We start from the raw sequence: 18,011 nt of genomic DNA, 5'->3' as shown, positions 1-18,011 counted from the left end.
AAGGTATAGAAATCATCTTACTAAAAATTAGATTTCTACCTTGCTCCTATTTTTTATACTTATCATATTTTAAAAAGTAATTTCATTAGAAAGTTTCTGTGCTGATAATACAGTACCTACAACCCCAGGTTTTAAATCTACAGCTACTGCTTTATCATCATCACGTAACTTATCTAACCATTCACCAAATACTTTACCTTCAATTTCGATAATTTCGCATTCTTCAAAATCTTCGTCTCGCACTTTACGTGCACGATTTTTAATGCTCCATACCGGCATAATATGAGGTTTATGATGGTCATCATCACTAATCATAATAAAGTTTTTCTCGCCTTTATTAGTTAAACCATATACTTCATCATATTTAGCTACATCTTTTACAAATTCTTTCATTCTAATTTCATCGAGTTCTGACATTAACTCGTCAGTCATTTTGACAACATCCACTAAATGACCTTGTTCTTCTTCAGTAATATTTACTAGAATTTCATCCCCGTTATCAAACAAATCATCCATTTCATATGTGACAAAACGGTCGATATCCGCACGGACAATCTTGTCAAACTCAACAGAATTTTGAGATAAATAAGACTCTGCTACAGATTCGTCCGTCCACATCGCAATATAGGATTGATTATTTTGATTTAATCTTACTAATTTCTTATTTTTTGAAGCAAAATAAATATATTCGTTGATTAAAATATCTTTGAAAAATGCTTCATGTTTATATGACATGCTTAACCCTCAATTCATTAGTTATTCGTATCGTTTACAATCAAAATCTTAAATGACTTAGAATTGTTAGTCAATTATGCAAAATATAAACATTTCAAGAATTTAATATCTGAATATTAAGAAAATAATAAATCGAAAGATAATCATTTTAAATCAAGCATCATACTATTTTCTATAAACCTAGTTCTTTGATAAATGCTTTTTCATAGTCAATAATGTCTGACCTATTCGCGCCATGCCATATACATCCGAATCGAGAATTCACTTCATCTTTACCATACCAATCGCCATCATAATAAGATAAAGGATATAATACACCTTTTTCTACGTATTTAAGAATCGTGTTAAAGAAATGTGTGTTATCTCCTTTTGAAAAATAACTATAAAATTTGTGATATCCATCAGTTAAGTCATTAGCGAGTAATAGCATACTTGTCGAACCATTTTGCCTAAAATTCAAATCAATCGCAAAAACATCGTCATTTTTATCTACAAGTAAATCAAAACCAGCAACACCAAAGAAACCTTTACTCACGCCTATTTCCATGATTTCTCTGCCAGCGTCAATCACATGTTGTGGAACATCAGTCACATTTTCGTTGCCGTTATAAAAGCCATAATCATTAGTCAGTTGTTGTGCTGTTCCTAAATATTGTAATCCTAGTTCATCCGAGTAAGCATATTGAACGCAATAGTTATTTACTGCTTCAATTTTCTGTTCAATAATTAATTGTTCTGTGGCTTCAGTAGCTTCTTTAATACGTGTTTTCGCCTTTTCTAAATCTTCATCGTTATAACAAATCATCACGCCATACCCACCGGCTGTAGGTAAATCATCACCGGGTTTAATTACAAATGGATATGACCATGATTGGATACGCGTTTCAAATTCTTCTATAGGTACAATATCTCTTTTAGGTACATATTTATAATTAGTCCATTCAGGAATTCGAGATTTATTATTTAGAGCTACAAAGATATCCTTGTCTAATGCGTAAAACTCTTTCTCTAAGATATCTTCATCATGAATATATTGAAAATAAATCTTTTTCCCTTTTTCATGTGCGAGTTGTTTAATTAATGCTTCATACGTTTCTTTATTCTTAAATTTATATATATGTTCAGGTATTTGTTTCCCAACCAATTTAAATAATTGTTCTAATTTCTCAGTTACACTTGCCTCATGCACAATAACTGGGAACTGATTTGCGATAAGCAATTCTCTTCCCGTTAAAAAGTTTGATTGATGTTCATCAGGTTTTAACCACGGATTGGAAATATATGAAGGCCTGGATGTATATACTACATCGTCATTGTATAGATCACTCAGTGTTAACATAGGTCCTTTCACTTTTTCATTCATCATTTAACATGCCCCTTTTTATGAGTATGTTCTTCAACTATTTCATTGAACAACTGCTCATTTTCAATTAATTCTAAGCCCATTAAAGCTAAGATTTTAGCCCCTCTTATCAATGCCTGATCCCCATGTACACTTGCTGCCGCTTCTCTAAAGCGATGCGTATGGCCCACTAAATTTCCAGAACCTATTTTAATGTGCGGATGAATCGTAGGCACGATGTGACTTACATTACCCGTATCTGTCGAACCATAACCAAAATCGTCATCGATGACATCTTCGCCCATTTCAATTGCAAATTTTTCAAATAAATCATCGAGCTTTGGTGACTTAATAAACTCATTCACCCCATTTTGAATTGGGCCAAATTCATAATCGCAACCCGTTTGAATTGCTGCACCTCGTGCAATTTGATTAACCTTTTCAGTTAAAATATCTAATTCTTTACGCGTCGTAGCTCTCGTGTAAAAACGAGCATGTGTAAAGTCAGGAATAATATTTGCAGCTTTACCACCATCTAAAATAACACCATGCACGCGTTGGCTCTTTTTAATATGCTGTCTGAGTTGAGCCACACCATTAAAATAGGAAATCATAGCATCTAAAGCATTCAGTGCTTCGTCTGCATTTTCAGAAGCATGGGCACTGCGTCCATAAAATTTAACATCCAATACATCTACAGCAAGCGTATTGATTGTACGATATGTTTCATTACCAGGATGCACCATAAGCGCAACATCTATATCATCAATGATACCTGCTTTCACATAAGAGGCTTTCGCCGAACCGTTCTCGCCACCCTCTTCCGCTGGACAACCTAACACCACAACTTTGCCACCTATATCATCGATGACTTGTTTTAAAGCTGTACCGCCTAACACACTTGCAGTACCTATAATATTATGACCACATGCATGCCCGAGACCCGGTAAAGCATCATATTCTGCTAAAAAGCCGATTGTAGGCCCCGGCTTATTGGAATCATAAGAAGCGATAAAACCTGTCGCATGACCAGCGATATCTGTTTCAATTTCAAACTCATAAGCTCTTAAAATGTCGATTAATGTTCTTGAAGCAAAAATTTCTTCATTTCCTAATTCAGGGCGTTCATGAATACGATGACTGATTTCGACATAATCATATTTTTTATTTTCAATAAAATCTAAAATCTCTTGTTTAGCACTCATTGTATCTAACTCCCTTTGAAACATTGCCATCTCATCATTTTTGCTTCACATTGATTAAGATGAAAAGCATTGATAGATTTCTTATATAATTAAACGATATACATTTTAGATAAACCTTATTGTGAAGATTTATGGCTTTGCCATTGTGACTTCAATTTAATTATTACTTATTCTATCGGATTAAATTAGCGTTGTCATTACTTTTAATTATATTTACACAATTTTCTTACAATTCAATTTCCAACTTTGTCTCGATATTTTTCAAAATTGTAAATCATGAAAAGGATTGTTACAATCTAACTATTGAATTGAACAATATGTTGCGTATTCGCAATAAGGAGGATTATGAAATGCCTAAAATGAACGTTGAAAGTTTTAATTTGGATCATACAAAAGTCGTTGCCCCATTCATTCGTTTGGCTGGTACGATGGAAGGTTTAAACGGGGATGTCATTCATAAATATGATATTCGTTTCAAACAACCTAACAAAGAACATATGGAAATGCCTGGTTTACATTCATTAGAACATTTAATGGCTGAAAATATTAGAAACCATACAGACAAAGTAGTAGATTTAAGTCCTATGGGATGTCAAACAGGCTTCTATGTATCATTTATTAATCATGATGATTATGAAGATGTTTTAAATATTGTTGAAAAAACTTTAAACGATGTCTTAAATGCGACTGAAGTGCCAGCATGTAATGAAGTACAATGCGGTTGGGCTGCAAGTCATTCATTAGAAGGTGCAAAAGAAATCGCTCAAGCCTTTTTAGACAAACGTGAACAATGGAATGATATTTACGGCGAAGGAAAATAATTAGTTCAATCAACTTAAATAAACCTCTAGACTAACTTTTTATTACAAGGTTAATCTAGAGGCTTTTTATTTGTAAATATCAAACATATTGGCTGAAGATAACTGGATTTATAGTACGCTTAAATCAAACTTCCCTTAATAAATAAAAAATAGCTATGAAGAAATCTATCGTCATAGATCTCCACATAGCTCATCTTAGTATGTTTATCGAATGGCTTAATTATAATTTTTTAACAATACCCATCAATACAAATTGTAATGGCAATCTTAAATAAAGCGCCCATTTAGGGACCTCTTTGTCACCTAATGGTAATTCTTTTCGAGCCATGTAAATATTTGCTGGAAATACTGCTAATAAGAATAAATTAATACCTTTTTTCAACCAGTTTGCTGGTCTTTTAAGCACTAACATCACACCAAAGAAGATTTCGAAAACACCTGTCACAAGTACAGCTGTCTTTTGTAATGGTAAGTAATCTGGAACAATATTTCTAAATTGACGTTCATTTGTAAAGTGAAGAACGCCTGCTGTTCCAAATCCTAAGCCTAATAGAAATCTTAACAATTTCATTCGTGTTCAACTCCCATTTCTTTTAAATAGCTTTTACCGTATTCTGGTAGTTCTACGTTGAAGTTATCTGCAATCGTAGCACCAATTGAACTGAATGTCGTGTCTTGTGATAGTTCGTGATATTCATTAATTTTTGGACTAAACATTAATACTGGAATATATTCACGTGTATGGTCTGTGCCATCAGCGATTGGATCATTTCCGTGGTCCGCTGTAATAATCACTAAATCATCCTCTTGTAAATGATCAATTAATTCAGGTAAACGATTATCAAAATCTTTGATCGCTTGTGCGTACCCTTCTTTATCACGACGATGACCATATAGCGCATCGAAATCGACTAAATTCAAGAAACTGATACCAGTAAAGTCTTTTTTAACCACTTCGATAAGTTGATCCATGCCATCCATATTATTTTTAGTACGAATCGCCTCTGTCACACCTTCGCCATCATAAATGTCATTAATTTTACCAATGGCAATGACATCGTAATGATTATCTTTCAATGAATTCATGACTGTTTTTCCAAAAGGTTTTAACGCATAATCATGGCGATTAGATGTACGAGTGAAATTCCCTGGTTCACCCACATATGGTCTTGCGATAATACGACCAATTAAATATTTAGGGTCTTTCGTTAACTCGCGGACCTTTTCGCAAATATCATACAATTCTTCTAATGGGATGATATCTTCATGGGCAGCTATTTGTAACACAGGGTCTGCACTTGTATAGACGATTAAATCCCCTGTCTCCATTTGATGCTTGCCCCACTCATCAATAATTTGTGTGCCTGAAGCCGGACGGTTTGCTACAACTTTACGTCCCGTCATTGCTTCAATTTCTTTAACTAATTCATCTGGAAAGCCATCAGGATAAACTTTAAATGGTTGCATAATATTTAGACCCATAATTTCCCAATGTCCAGTCATCGTATCTTTACCAACTGAAGCTTCGCTCAATTTAGTATAAAATGCGCCAGGTTTATCAACCTTTGAAATTACTGGTAAAGTATCGATATTCCCTAAACCTAATCTTTGAAGATTAGGAAGATCTTGGTTAAATCCTTCTAGTGTATGCTTTAACGTATGTGAACCTTCATCATTGAAGGCAACTGCATCTGGACCCTCACCAATACCCACTGAATCCATAACGATAAGATGAATTCGATTAAACGCTGTAGTCATTCTTTACATCTCCTACTCAGTTATTATTTTATGAATTAAGGTTGGAACTTCACCTTTTTCCTCAATTGTAATACTCTCTTGTAATTTGTCTAATATTTCATCAACATTTTCTTTATTACTATGAATAGTAAGAATACTATCACCTTTAGTAACACGGTCGCCGACCTTTTTATTTAGAACAATACCTACGCCAAGGTCGATGACATCTTCTTTGGTTTGACGACCTGCTCCAAGCATCATTGAAGCTACGCCAATTTCATTCGCAATCATTTCAGTAATCATGCCATCTTTCTGTGCTTGAAAATGAATTTGATAGCGCGCACGTGGCAATTGTTCAGGGTGATCGACGATAGACGCATCGCCGCCTTGATTACTAATAAATGTTTTAAACTTTTCTAATGCTTGTCCTGTGTGGATTGCACTTTCAAGAAGCTGTCTCGCCTCATCTAGCGTACTTGCTTTACCTGCTAAGACAACCATTTGAGAACCTAACGTTAATACGAGTTCTGTTAAATCATCAGGCCCTTGACCTTTTAATGTATCAATTGCCTCTTGCAACTCTAATGCATTTCCAATTGCACGTCCCAATGGTTGACTCATATCTGAAATAATTGCCATAGTATTTCTACCTACGTTATTACCTATACTTACCATTGCGTGTGCTAATGCTTCTGCATCTTCTAATGTTTTCATAAAAGCACCGCTACCTGTCTTCACATCTAAAACAATAGCGTCTGCCCCAGCGGCTATTTTCTTACTCATAATAGATGAAGCAATGAGTGGTATTGAATTAACTGTCCCTGTTACATCACGTAATGCATAAAGTTTTTTGTCAGCAGGTGTTAAGTTGCCAGATTGCCCTATGACAGCTACTTGATTGTCATTGACCAATTTAATAAAATCTTCTTCACTGATTTCAACATTAAAACCTTTAACTGACTCTAACTTATCAATTGTTCCGCCTGTATGACCTAATCCACGACCACTCATTTTGGCCACAGGTACACCTACTGATGCAACTAAAGGCGCAAGTACAAGCGTTGTTGTATCTCCTACACCACCCGTAGAATGTTTATCTACTTTAGTACCATGAATTTGCGATAAATCGATTCGATCACCTGAATTGACCATCGCCATTGTCATTGCCGCTCGTTCTTCTTCGTTCATATCTTGGAAAAAGATAGCCATAGCTAAACTTGAAGCTTGATAATCTGGTATGTCACCTTTTGTATAACCCTTAATAAAGAATTCAATTTCTTCTTTACTTAAAGTATGTCCGTCACGTTTCTTTTCGATAATATCGACCATTCTCATAAAAATCATTCCCTTAAATGAATTGTTTAATAATCTGAGTCTGATTCAAGTCCCTTAATGATTTGTACTCCTGCACTCGCCCCAATTCTAGTCGCTCCAGCTTCAATCATTTTGTTAAAGTCTTCAAGATTTCTAACGCCTCCAGAGGCTTTAACTTCTAAACGATCACCTACTGTATCTTTCATTAATTTAACATCTTCAGGTGTGGCGCCCCCACCTGCAAATCCTGTAGACGTCTTAACAAAATCAGCACCAGCTTTTTCAGCTAATTCACAAGCTTTAACCTTTTCTTCATCCGTTAATAACACAGTTTCAATAATGACTTTGACTGTTTTACCATTAGCTGCGCCTACAACGCCTTCTATATCTTTTTGTACATCATCGTAGCGTTTATCTTTTAATGCGCCGATATTAATCACCATATCAATTTCTGAAGCGCCATTCTTGATTGCTTCTTCTGTTTCAAAAATTTTCGCATTTGTCGTAGTAGCACCTAACGGGAAACCGATGACTGTACATACAAGTACATCCGTTTCTTTTAATTTTTGAGCAGCATATGCCACATGGCTCGGGTTTATACATACAGACTTAAATTGATATGTTTTGGCCTCTTCAATGATCGTATCAATTTGCTCACGTGTTGAATCTGGCTTTAATAATGTGTGGTCTATATATTTTGCTTTATTCATTTCCATTCCTCCATTTTCCAAAATAAAATGCAATATATTCCTCAGTTATAAATATTAAATATAACATTAATACTTAGTTAATAATCACATAATATTTGCCTACAATTATATAGTACAAAAATTCGCAAAAAAGATAAACAAATGTTATCTTATTATTGTAATAGAGAGGTTTTTAACCATATTAATCGTTTTAAAATAAGGAGAAGATTACAAATGACAAACGGTACACCACATATTCAACCAAATGGTGTGAAAATTGCTAAAACAGTATTAATGCCAGGAGATCCCTTGCGTGCTAAATATATTGCAGATCATTTTTTAGAGAATGTGGAACAATTCAATGAAGTTCGAAATATGTTCGGTTATACAGGTACATATAAAGGTAAAGAAGTTTCTGTAATGGGGTCAGGAATGGGTATTCCTAGTATCGGAATTTATTCATATGAGTTATACAATTTCTTTGATGTAGATACAATTATTCGAGTTGGCTCATGTGGTGCGCTTCAGGAGGACGTCAACTTATATGATGTCATCATTGCTCAAGCCGCTTCTACAAACTCAAATTACGTAGATCAATTTAATATTCCTGGACACTTTGCACCTATTGCCGACTTTGATTTAGTCACTAAGGCGAAAAAAGCAGCAGATGAAATTGGTGCGATCTCTCATGTAGGAAACGTATTATCTTCTGATACTTTCTACAACGCTGATACAACATTTAATGACGCATGGAAGAAAATGGGTATCTTAGGTATCGAAATGGAATCCGCAGGCTTATACTTAAACGCGATTCATTCTGGTAAAAAGGCGCTTGGCGTTTTCACAGTAAGTGACCACATTTTACGTGATGAAGCAACAAGTGCTGAAGAAAGACAAAATTCATTTACACAAATGATGGAAATCGCTCTAGAAATCGCAGAATAATCAGATACAAAATAAGAAGAGGGAGCAAGCCTACTTGAAGACTTGTTCCCTCTTTATTTATATCACTTACACTTAACAAAGTGTTTGCTTTAACTATTCAATTATTTACCTAAATATGATTGTAACATCCAGTTGTGTTTATCTACTGAAGTTTGCATGCCAATAAACATATCTTCTGATACATCGTCACCTGCATTACCTGCGACTTCAATTGCATTTTCTAATTGTTTAGAAATATTAGTGAAATCTTTAGAAAGTTCTTCTACCATTTGTTCAGCTGCATAATTTTTTCCAGCTTCTTTTACAATTGATTTATCTAAGCTTTCTGTTAGCGTTCCAATTGGATTACCACCAATTGCTAAAATTCTTTCTGCTAAATCATCTACATATTGACTTGCTTCATCATAAAGTTCTTCAAATTTAGTGTGTAATGAGAAGAAATTAGGTCCTTTAACGTACCAATGGAAATTGTGTAATTTCGTATATGCTACTGTCCAGTTTGCTACTTGTTGATTTAATTCTTTTACTACATCTTGTTGATTACTCATCTAAATACACTCCTTAAATGTTTCCTTCTTAATTACAACGACTATTATATTATAATAATTATAATCTGTAAAGCAAAATCACACATTTATTTGTAGTAATTATAAATAAATATCTAGATTGTGACAGAAGTCTACGGAATGAATAACTATTCATCCTGCTGGATGCTTTTATCCTAAAGCTTGTACATCACAGCTCAGCTTTTTCCCTTATAATACTATATTATCAATTAGACCTTATTATTATCAATTAAGTTAACTTAATTTTTGCATTATCATCTAAAAAGAAAGATTTTTCATATTCTGTTGGCTTATGCCAATGTGTTTTCCACATTTTATCTCTATTATTCGCAAATAAGTTATAACCTAGATCACGTAATGGTTTAGGCACTACTCTTAAACCTATACCGAGCCATTTATGGTTATTAGGCAATGAAGTGATGAGCGTTGCAATTGCATTTGATTTGTACTCTAAATGATTGCCCTCTTGCAATATCACACTATTTCTATTTTCAGCTTCAGGGTATTGTTTGAAAAAGTGTTCTCCATATTTGCCTTTTATTGTTGCAAATTCATATCTATGAGAAAGACCGTTTTGAATTAACCAAATTGCGTAATTATAACAATATACACAATTACCGTCATAATAAATAATAGGCATAATTAAATACCCTCCTTATTGTCATCTATATATAAATATATTTCCTTTTTTAAAATAAAATTAAACACCCATGTCTCAATAGAAGAACTCCCTTTAAAATTATCATCACTGTTAATGACAATTTTAAAGGGAGTAAATATAGATATTTTGAAGTTCTAGGTTTAAATATGAAGTACTAGCTTTCAAAGAAACCAGTACTTCTTTAAAGGTTTACAATAGACTTTGTCTATTGCATGAGAGAGTGGCACAAAATTTAATATTACAGTTTAATTCAACGTATTAGCAGTAGATGTCTGAATTGAAAGTGCGCTTATATTAAGCTTCTCTCAATCCTAGCCATCCTTGCCGGCGGGGCCCCAACACAGAGAATTTCTTTTTAAGAAATTCTACAAACAATGAAAGTTGGGTGAGGGACAACGAAAATAATTTTACTAAATTATATTTCTGTCCCGCTCCCTAATCATTTTTTACGCGGACGATACGTGTGTATTTAAGGAATTGTTGTGAATATTTTTCCTTAATTTCATCAATAGAATCGTAAGTCACACCTATAATGTGCCAATTGGGATTAAAATGATAGAACGAATCTTTATTCTTAGACCACTTAATCATACTTCCATCCTTATTATATCTTGGTAAAGTGACTTCATAACCTTCAAGTACATTAATATATGTCTGGAAAATATCAGGATCTATACGATTGAAATTATCAATCACAAGATAATTTTTATCTTTATTTGGCATAAGTTGAGTAATAAATCCTTCTCGATAATACAAGGCACCCGTCTCGTTTGGTAAATATTTACCATATAGCATATCTTCTGTAAAATCAGGATGACCACTTGTAATTACTGGATTGGCATTCGTTTTTTGTAACAAGTCGTTCGCTGCTTTTAAACCTTCTTCTTTTTTCTCAACAACTAATAAAATAAAAGGCTTAAGTGCGTCATCATTCTGATGCTCAGTTATCTCAGATTTTTGAACGGTTTCAAATGGATTTTTAATTCCATTATTCGCACTCATGTCTAATATTGCATCATATTGTGCTTGCGACATACTTGCAATAGCTTGTTTGGCATTTTCCTGTAAGAAATATAAGTTTTTTAACTTAGGATGCTTATTTAAGTGTCCAAGTGAAATAGGTGTAATATCTTCGTTATATAATATTTCTATAGCTGTACTATTGGTTCTACCTGGAATTGGTGGCTTTTCATGTATATGACGTGATACTTCTCCTAAGCCTACAACTGATTGTTCTTTCTTCTTATTATAAATAATGATATTGTCTCCAACTTCTAGTTGTGTGTAGAAATGATAGCCATTTCTTTTAATTCCATTGTAAGTATGTGTATAAATTGTATAATTTTTGCCAGGTTCGAAATCCTCAGTTTCTGATAATAAAAAGTACCTAGGAATTTTAGTTTCACCTTTACCTAAACTTACAATTAAATCAAATTCTGATGCCTTAATCTGATTGAATAATGTTTCTTTCATATTATTCATACGAAAATCTAAAGCTTCACTACGTTTTAAATAATCCGTAGTTAATGATTTTAATTCTTCGGTGAACTTAAATTCCACTCTAATTTTATTTTGAGCTCCCGATTGAACACTTATAATTTCGCCCATACCTAATAAGCCAGAGTCTGTTTGTACTTGATAAAAGATGACTTTGTCTCCAGCCTTAGCTTTTTTAAAGGCACGAAAACCTTGAGAAGGATTGAAATGGGCTCCTGATTCAAATAAAGTAGTTTGTCCTACTAGAGGTTCATTGTGATTCCATCTATTATAACCACAGTTTAGCCAAAAATAATTGATTTCCTCAGTCATTATGATACTCCTTACCTCTCCTATAATATAAATATATTTGCGTAATTCGAGCTATTCCTCACAAATTTTAAATTCATTTTATCATAATTTTTATCATACATATTCATTATTCACTAACTATTTGATTTTTTTAATTATTTTCAGTAAAAAAGTGCAAGTATCTATTGAAGACACTTGCACCTATAAATCATTATTTAACGAGGAGTGATAAGGCTACCTAAAAGAGGAAGTAAATTAATCATTACTCCTCCTAATTTAAGCATGATATTAATTTCTTTATCTTTAATAGTAATTAAAGCACTTATTATACCTAATATGGCCACACATCTAGGTATGATCAGCGATGGATAATGTGGCATATGTAAGAATATCCCTGCTCCCGCAATAATTCCACAAACGAGAGAAATATATAAAAATTGTTTCAACGTTAACGCTCCTTATATCATTAATCTCTACCGCAATATATCTTCTAATCCAAAAGTTATATATAGCTGATAATTAATGTGAAATCACCTTCAAAGACACTATCTAAATCTTCCGAAGTCAAGACAAAATTAGTTCCTTTATGGATTTCGAAAATTTCACCATCAATGATAATTTTGCCATCGCCTTCTAGTACAGAAATCAGACAGAATTCACGTGGCTTCATATAATTTAAAGTGCCAGAAATTTCCCATTTTACTATGGTGAAGAAATCATTCGATACAATATGAGTACAATTATGACTTTCTATCACTTCGTTTTGAGGAACAATGGTTGGTAACTCACTAGAATAGTCCATCACATCTAACGCTTTAGCTATATTTAAAGATCTTGGCTCCCCGTTTTCTACTTTTCGATCATAATCATAGACTCTATAAGAAATATCTGATGATTGCATCGTTTCGTATGCCATAATTCCAGCTCCAATAGAATGAATTGTACCTGCCGGAATAAAGTAAAAGTCACCTGGGTTAACTTTAATTTTTCTCAAGTTTTCTTCAAATGTACCTTCATTTAATTGCTTTTCAAACGCTTCACGAGATGTGGCATGAGTTCCAATTGTAATTTCGGAATTTTCCTCTGCTTCAATAATATACCAACATTCAGACTTACCGTATTGTCCTTCTTCATTTTCATATGCATATGAATCATCAGGATGGACATGTATTGATAGAGGTGCTTCAGCATCTACAATTTTGGCCATTAGAGGAAAGTCTTTACTTGGAAATTCGCCAAATAGTTCTCTATGATCATTCCAAACTTGATCTAACGTTTGCCCAGCATATGGTCCGTTGATAATCTCGCTTTTACCATTTGGATGTGCTGAAATTCCCCAACACTCACCTATATGGGCATTGGGAAGGTTGTATCCAAATTGTTCAAGTTTGCTACCTCCCCAAACTTTTTCATGAAAAATTGGCTTTAAAAATAACGGCATAATTACACCTCCATTATCTCACATGTTAACTTAATCTATCGTTTTTCAAGTTAACTTTAGTATCCTTACATCCCATCAGATACTTTAATATCTTTTACTTCGTAATATAAATCATTTAAAAAATAAAGATTTAAATGATTGAATATGTATAGACCCCTGTATCTATGTACTTTTATTTCTTCCCTATTATCACTATTAATGATTGTACCATATTTCAAATTCTAGCGAAGTATCGAATTTTTTAAATAAAGATAATTATTTAAAATCAAATAGAACAAATCGTCATTAATTAAATTTAAATTCAACAATATTCTATAAAGTTGAAATGAAGTTACTCATTATTATATCAATGGCGCTAAAAATTGAATAGCATCACTTTTACTCTTTATCTATGTAAAATAAAGCAAGAAGCCGAGTTATTTTTGAACAACTCGACTTCTTTGAAGAAAGATTAATTCACTACATTTACAAATTTTATTCGTATTTTTGAAGTGCGTCTTTAATATCTTTTTCACCACTTAGAATTTGAAACTCTTGATTAGCATATTTATCAGACGTTACAACTTCTTTAAGTACTGAGGCAACATCTTCTCGTGGGATTGAACCTTTATCATCAAAATATAGTGCCGCTTCAATTTTTCCTGAACCCGCTTCATCTTTAAGCAATCCAGGATGAACAATTGTATAATTTAAACCAGAATTTCTTAAATAATCGTCTGAATAGTGTTTAGCAATCGTATATGGTTTCAAGTCTCCGCTTGGATCAAATGCTTCTCTTCTTGAATCGTATGTTGAAACCATTACATAATGTTTGATACCTGCTTTTTTACTTGCTTCCATTGTTTTAACTGCGCCATCTAAATCAACAATAATTGTTTTATCTGCACCTGTACTACCGCCAGAGCCTACTGAGAATATCACTTTATCGAACTCTTTAAATGTTTGAGTTAAGTCATCAATATTATCTTTCTCTACATCAACGAGTGTAGCTTTTACGCCTTCATTTTCTAAATCTTTTACTTGTTCTTCTTTACGTACACCTGCAGTAAATTCTACATGATCATTTTTGAGTTGTTGCACTAATTTTGAACCTACGCCACCGTTTGCACCTATTAATAAAATACTCATTATCAACGTCCTCCTTATAAAAATCGTATAAGATATTTACCACTATTTTCCATAGATAAACCTCATTCAATTCACATTGACATAAGGTGGCCAGTGGATTATATTAATATATGAACAAATATTCATATAAAGAGGTGTAGCATGATGAATGAATTTGAACATGACGTAGATTCTCATATCGAGACTTTAACGAGAGTCACAGAAATATTTAAAGCTCTGAGTGATTTAAATCGGTTGCGAATTATGGAATTACTTGAATATGGTGAAGCGAGTGTTGGACATATTTCTCACACTTTGAACATGTCTCAATCCAACGTATCTCATCAGCTTAAGTTATTAAAAAGTATTCATCTAGTAAAATCTAAACGCCAAGGTCAATCTATGATTTACGCTTTAGATGACATGCATGTCTCCACTTTACTGAAACAAGCCATTCATCATGCAAGTCACCCTAATGAAGGTGGAAATTAAATGACAACTCATAATCATCAACATCACGGTCACAATCATGCACACGGTCACGTACACACTAATAATAAAAAGGTACTTCTTATTTCATTTATTATTATCGGTTTATTTATGATAGTTGAAATTATCGGTGGGTTTGTCGCTAATAGTTTGGCATTACTCTCAGATGGATTTCACATGTTAAGCGATACGATTTCACTCGGCGTCGCACTTGTAGCCTTTATTTATGCTGAAAAGAATGCCACACAAACTAAAACCTATGGATATAAACGTTTTGAAGTATTAGCTGCTCTATTCAATGGTGTAACGCTATTTATCATTAGCATCATGATTATTATTGAAGCGATACGTAGATTCTTTGCACCACCAGAGGTACAATCACAAGAAATGTTTATCATTAGTATGGTGGGTCTCATCGTGAATGTCATCGTTGCAGTACTTATGTTTAGAGGCGGCGACACTTCCCATAATCTAAATATGCGTGGCGCTTTCTTACATGTTTTAGGCGATTTATTCGGATCTATTGGCGCCATCGTAGCAGCATTATTAATTTGGGGATTCAACTTCACAGTTGCCGATCCTATCGCTAGTATTTTAGTGTCACTTATTATCTTGAAAAGTGCTTATGGCATAGCAAAATCTTCGCTCAATATTTTAATGGAAGGGACACCAAGCGATGTTGATTTAGAGGCCGTTATAAGAACGATTACTAAAGATAAGCGTATCCAAAATGTTCATGATTATCATGTGTGGACAATTTCTAACGACATGAATGCATTAAGTTGTCATGCAGTTGTACCTGAGCACTTAACAGTTGAAGAATGTGAATCACTCTTGGAAACAATCGAACATGATTTATTACATCAAAATGTTCAACATATGACGATACAATTAGAAACACCAAAACATAAACATGACGAATCAACATTATGCTCTGGCGTTCATGAACATTCTCATACACATCAACACGCCCATAGTCATTAAAAATGGTTCGAGTTTAAAATTGTATACATTAAAAAGGGCCTGTCTAAAATGAATTAACCTCAAATTCACTTTAGACAGGCCTATTTGTTATTCGTAATGTGTATTATTTACATAAAGTTTTCAAATATAAAATCACGAGCAGGAACTTGTTTCTCAGCGAAGCCTTCTATAAATTCTTCATCGTCATACGCTAATTTAACGCGTTCGATTGAGATTCCTTGTTCATTTATAGTGACAATACCGTAAACTGTGTGTGCTCCATTGTTTAAACCTACTGCACCAGGATTAAAATAAATGGTAGATTTACCATCAAACATGTGTAATCTATGATTGTGTCCAAATAAGATTAAATCAGCTTCTTTATCTTCAAAAAGTTTAGCGATTTCTTGTTCATCGTCTCCTGCTATCGGAGCAAACGGTTGTCCCTCAATACCCACGTCTAATTTATCGTTAGGAATTTCATAATGAATAAATAAAACCTTTTTACCTTTTATTGTTGTTTCTATATAACGTGGTAAATGATTAAGTTCCTCGTAATAAGATTCGTCGAGATGGCTTTCTATCCATTGATGATGTTCATAAAATTTACCTTTAAGGTCTTCTGGATATTCTGTACCATTCACAAGTGTCATAATTGCCTCATCGTGGTTTCCTGCAATTATTTCCATATCATCACGATCAAAAACAGTATCTAAAACTTTATTTGTCTCATGTCCAATACCTATATTGTCGCCAAGATTGTAAATTTTATCGATATCTTCCCTACTATCAATATCATCCAATACCTTTTCTAATGCATCATAATTACCATGGATATCAGTAATAACTGCAAATTTCATGATGATATCTCCTTTCAATATAAATTCATTAGCATATTTTAACACTCAATACCTAATTATGTTAGATATTAATTTAAAAAAATTAGGATTTTTGATATTGTATTTATATTACGGTAAAGGAGTGCTTATAATTTGTTTAGATATTATAAATCAGCATTTAAAAATGCTAAACCGCAAATACTCAAAGCTTTATTATTTGCTTTATTAAGTTTTGCAGTTTGTTTCTTTGTTGCTAGATATGCATCTGTATTGACTACTAAAATTAATCAACAAATGCAAATGCTACAACAATTTGGTCAACCGACCACTTCATTGTTATTACCACTATTACTTATTTATCTGATTTTAGCTATACTATTCATCTTTATTGGATATCAATTAATCGCTGGTGCATTGAATGTTATCCAAAAAGCTATGAAAAATGAAAAAGTAAAATTTAGCGATTTATTCTTTGCATTCACTAATAAAGGGTATTATTTAAAATCTTTATTACTTGCATTGATCTCAGTGATTACAATCCTTATTTTATTAGCAATCGCATACTTATTAAATTTATTATACAATTTCACATTAATACCATTATTTGGAATGATTCAACAATCCGTAGCTACTGCAGATAATGGAATGACTATTTTACTTATTTCTCAAATTGTATTTATTTTAGTAATGGGATTCATTACATCAATATTTTACTGGTTCTTCCTTATTTTCATGATTAATTACACAGTTGCATTTGCTGAAGATCCAACGCGTCGTCCATTCAGCAATGTCAAAGAAGGATTTAAAGGCATTAAAAATGGTCATAAAACATGGTTTAAATTCTTTATTGGTGTATTATTACTAAATCTAATTGTGCTTCTTGCAGGTCAACCACTTATTACTATATTTAGTTTATTAACAGGTAATATGTCACAATCTGTTGCCCAAGTTTTAGCATATATCGTATTCATTCTTATCATCCTTATCAGAATCTTTATTTACATCGTTATCATCATGGGAATTGTATACTACTTCATCACTCGTGGTGAAAAGATAGATAAACCTGATAAAAAAGCACGTAAAGATAAGAAGAAAAATAAAAATACTTTAGCGGATACTAAAGATGATGTTAATCATCAAACATCTGATGCGAAAGAAAAAGCACAAGATAAAGTTAATAATCATCAATCAACTGATGATAACTTCAAAGATAAAGCTGAAAGTCAAATCAACGATAAAAAAGATAGCATTTCTGATCAAGGTCAAGATTTAAAAGATAATGCATCTCATAAAGCGAATGACGTTAAAGATAACATCAGTGATAAAGCAAAAGATACTTTCGATAACAAATAATTAAATCAATATGAAA

General features: G+C 33.0%; 19 protein-coding genes. 5 read left to right on the top strand and 14 right to left on the bottom strand.

Going from position 1 to position 18,011, the window contains the following annotated elements; translation table 11 throughout:
- Positions 1-69 precede the first annotated feature (69 nt).
- The 3 genes from JMUB898_RS04090 to JMUB898_RS04080 form a co-directional block, all read right to left on the bottom strand.
- Positions 70-735, bottom strand: coding sequence for a DUF2750 domain-containing protein (locus tag JMUB898_RS04090; RefSeq protein WP_002445604.1), 666 nt, complete (start codon positions 733-735; stop codon positions 70-72).
- A 172-nt stretch (positions 736-907) separates the two neighbouring features.
- Entirely contained in the window at positions 908-2,098 is a 1,191-nt protein-coding gene (ldmS, locus tag JMUB898_RS04085) for an L-aspartate--L-methionine ligase LdmS (RefSeq protein WP_037541875.1), read from the bottom strand.
- Complete coding sequence (locus JMUB898_RS04080) at positions 2,098-3,282, bottom strand: M20 family metallopeptidase (RefSeq protein WP_037541866.1); 1,185 nt, start codon at positions 3,280-3,282, stop codon at positions 2,098-2,100. The genes ldmS and JMUB898_RS04080 overlap by 1 nt, the downstream gene beginning before the upstream one ends.
- Before the next feature lie 350 nt (positions 3,283-3,632).
- Here JMUB898_RS04080 and JMUB898_RS04075 point away from each other — a divergent pair, with 350 nt between their 5' ends.
- A complete protein-coding gene (locus JMUB898_RS04075; RefSeq protein WP_037541867.1) occupies positions 3,633-4,103 on the top strand; it encodes an S-ribosylhomocysteine lyase in 471 nt (156 codons plus the stop codon).
- Between the two features lie 220 nt (positions 4,104-4,323).
- Here JMUB898_RS04075 and JMUB898_RS04070 read toward each other — a convergent pair whose 3' ends face one another.
- Genes JMUB898_RS04070 through deoC form a run of 4 tightly spaced genes read right to left on the bottom strand, consistent with a single transcriptional unit; the run spans position 4,324 to position 7,864 of the window.
- Entirely contained in the window at positions 4,324-4,674 is a 351-nt protein-coding gene (locus JMUB898_RS04070) for a DoxX family protein (protein WP_002445608.1), read from the bottom strand.
- Positions 4,671-5,861, bottom strand: coding sequence for a phosphopentomutase (gene deoB, locus JMUB898_RS04065; protein WP_002445609.1), 1,191 nt, complete (start codon positions 5,859-5,861; stop codon positions 4,671-4,673). Before deoB ends, JMUB898_RS04070 begins: the two co-directional genes overlap by 4 nt.
- Before the next feature lie 12 nt (positions 5,862-5,873).
- Entirely contained in the window at positions 5,874-7,175 is a 1,302-nt protein-coding gene (locus tag JMUB898_RS04060; RefSeq protein ID WP_037541868.1) for a pyrimidine-nucleoside phosphorylase, read from the bottom strand.
- A 26-nt stretch (positions 7,176-7,201) separates the two neighbouring features.
- Positions 7,202-7,864 (bottom strand): deoxyribose-phosphate aldolase, encoded by a 663-nt coding sequence (gene deoC / locus JMUB898_RS04055; RefSeq protein ID WP_037541869.1) that lies wholly within the window; start codon positions 7,862-7,864, stop codon positions 7,202-7,204.
- Between the two features lie 213 nt (positions 7,865-8,077).
- Between deoC and deoD the strand changes: the two genes are divergently transcribed.
- Entirely contained in the window at positions 8,078-8,788 is a 711-nt protein-coding gene (gene deoD / locus JMUB898_RS04050; RefSeq protein ID WP_002445614.1) for a purine-nucleoside phosphorylase, read from the top strand.
- A 101-nt stretch (positions 8,789-8,889) separates the two neighbouring features.
- On the opposite strand, the gene JMUB898_RS04045 is transcribed toward deoD, so the two are convergent.
- The 6 genes from JMUB898_RS04045 to JMUB898_RS04020 form a co-directional block, all read right to left on the bottom strand.
- Positions 8,890-9,336, bottom strand: coding sequence for a Dps family protein (locus JMUB898_RS04045; protein ID WP_002445616.1), 447 nt, complete (start codon positions 9,334-9,336; stop codon positions 8,890-8,892).
- A gap of 247 nt (positions 9,337-9,583) precedes the next feature.
- Entirely contained in the window at positions 9,584-9,994 is a 411-nt protein-coding gene (locus tag JMUB898_RS04040) for a thiol-disulfide oxidoreductase DCC family protein (RefSeq protein ID WP_002445617.1), read from the bottom strand.
- Positions 9,995-10,450: 456 nt separating this feature from the next.
- A complete protein-coding gene (locus JMUB898_RS04035; protein ID WP_002445618.1) occupies positions 10,451-11,824 on the bottom strand; it encodes an EVE domain-containing protein in 1,374 nt (457 codons plus the stop codon).
- A 194-nt stretch (positions 11,825-12,018) separates the two neighbouring features.
- The gene (locus JMUB898_RS04030) at positions 12,019-12,249 is read right to left on the bottom strand and encodes a hypothetical protein (RefSeq protein WP_002445619.1); all 231 of its coding nucleotides are present in this window, start codon (positions 12,247-12,249) and stop codon (positions 12,019-12,021) included.
- Between the two features lie 56 nt (positions 12,250-12,305).
- Positions 12,306-13,244 carry a type I phosphomannose isomerase catalytic subunit gene (locus JMUB898_RS04025; RefSeq protein WP_002445620.1) on the bottom strand — a complete coding sequence of 313 codons (939 nt, stop codon included), beginning with the start codon at positions 13,242-13,244 and terminating at the stop codon, positions 12,306-12,308.
- A 474-nt stretch (positions 13,245-13,718) separates the two neighbouring features.
- Positions 13,719-14,372 (bottom strand): SDR family oxidoreductase, encoded by a 654-nt coding sequence (locus tag JMUB898_RS04020; RefSeq protein WP_002445621.1) that lies wholly within the window; start codon positions 14,370-14,372, stop codon positions 13,719-13,721.
- A 144-nt stretch (positions 14,373-14,516) separates the two neighbouring features.
- On the opposite strand from JMUB898_RS04020, the gene JMUB898_RS04015 reads away from it, so the two are divergent.
- Complete coding sequence (locus JMUB898_RS04015) at positions 14,517-14,843, top strand: ArsR/SmtB family transcription factor (RefSeq protein WP_037541876.1); 327 nt, start codon at positions 14,517-14,519, stop codon at positions 14,841-14,843.
- On the top strand, positions 14,844-15,824 hold the full coding sequence (gene czrB, locus JMUB898_RS04010; protein WP_002445624.1) for a CDF family zinc efflux transporter CzrB: 981 nt from the start codon (positions 14,844-14,846) through the stop codon (positions 15,822-15,824).
- A gap of 107 nt (positions 15,825-15,931) precedes the next feature.
- Here the strand turns inward: czrB and JMUB898_RS04005 are convergent, their stop codons facing one another.
- Positions 15,932-16,663, bottom strand: a complete 732-nt coding sequence (locus tag JMUB898_RS04005) for a metallophosphoesterase family protein (protein WP_037541870.1) — start codon at positions 16,661-16,663, stop codon at positions 15,932-15,934.
- Between the two features lie 132 nt (positions 16,664-16,795).
- Here JMUB898_RS04005 and JMUB898_RS04000 point away from each other — a divergent pair, with 132 nt between their 5' ends.
- Positions 16,796-17,995, top strand: coding sequence for a YtxH domain-containing protein (locus JMUB898_RS04000; RefSeq protein ID WP_002445628.1), 1,200 nt, complete (start codon positions 16,796-16,798; stop codon positions 17,993-17,995).
- Positions 17,996-18,011 lie beyond the last annotated feature (16 nt).

Source organism: Staphylococcus caprae, from assembly GCF_003966625.1.
Classification (GTDB): Bacteria; Bacillota; Bacilli; order Staphylococcales; family Staphylococcaceae; genus Staphylococcus; species Staphylococcus caprae.
This window is presented reverse-complemented; position numbering and strand designations above follow the sequence as displayed.

Coding starts and splice junctions, on each gene's coding strand:
- JMUB898_RS04090 (WP_002445604.1), bottom strand. CDS start 735: ATGTCATATAAACATGAAGCATTTTTCAAAGATATTTTAATCAACGAA.
- ldmS (WP_037541875.1), bottom strand. CDS start 2,098: ATGAATGAAAAAGTGAAAGGACCTATGTTAACACTGAGTGATCTATAC.
- JMUB898_RS04080 (WP_037541866.1), bottom strand. CDS start 3,282: ATGAGTGCTAAACAAGAGATTTTAGATTTTATTGAAAATAAAAAATAT.
- JMUB898_RS04075 (WP_037541867.1), top strand. CDS start 3,633: ATGCCTAAAATGAACGTTGAAAGTTTTAATTTGGATCATACAAAAGTC.
- JMUB898_RS04070 (WP_002445608.1), bottom strand. CDS start 4,674: ATGAAATTGTTAAGATTTCTATTAGGCTTAGGATTTGGAACAGCAGGC.
- deoB (WP_002445609.1), bottom strand. CDS start 5,861: ATGACTACAGCGTTTAATCGAATTCATCTTATCGTTATGGATTCAGTG.
- JMUB898_RS04060 (WP_037541868.1), bottom strand. CDS start 7,175: ATGAGAATGGTCGATATTATCGAAAAGAAACGTGACGGACATACTTTA.
- deoC (WP_037541869.1), bottom strand. CDS start 7,864: ATGAATAAAGCAAAATATATAGACCACACATTATTAAAGCCAGATTCA.
- deoD (WP_002445614.1), top strand. CDS start 8,078: ATGACAAACGGTACACCACATATTCAACCAAATGGTGTGAAAATTGCT.
- JMUB898_RS04045 (WP_002445616.1), bottom strand. CDS start 9,336: ATGAGTAATCAACAAGATGTAGTAAAAGAATTAAATCAACAAGTAGCA.
- JMUB898_RS04040 (WP_002445617.1), bottom strand. CDS start 9,994: ATGCCTATTATTTATTATGACGGTAATTGTGTATATTGTTATAATTAC.
- JMUB898_RS04035 (WP_002445618.1), bottom strand. CDS start 11,824: ATGACTGAGGAAATCAATTATTTTTGGCTAAACTGTGGTTATAATAGA.
- JMUB898_RS04025 (WP_002445620.1), bottom strand. CDS start 13,244: ATGCCGTTATTTTTAAAGCCAATTTTTCATGAAAAAGTTTGGGGAGGT.
- JMUB898_RS04020 (WP_002445621.1), bottom strand. CDS start 14,372: ATGAGTATTTTATTAATAGGTGCAAACGGTGGCGTAGGTTCAAAATTA.
- JMUB898_RS04015 (WP_037541876.1), top strand. CDS start 14,517: ATGAATGAATTTGAACATGACGTAGATTCTCATATCGAGACTTTAACG.
- czrB (WP_002445624.1), top strand. CDS start 14,844: ATGACAACTCATAATCATCAACATCACGGTCACAATCATGCACACGGT.
- JMUB898_RS04005 (WP_037541870.1), bottom strand. CDS start 16,663: ATGAAATTTGCAGTTATTACTGATATCCATGGTAATTATGATGCATTA.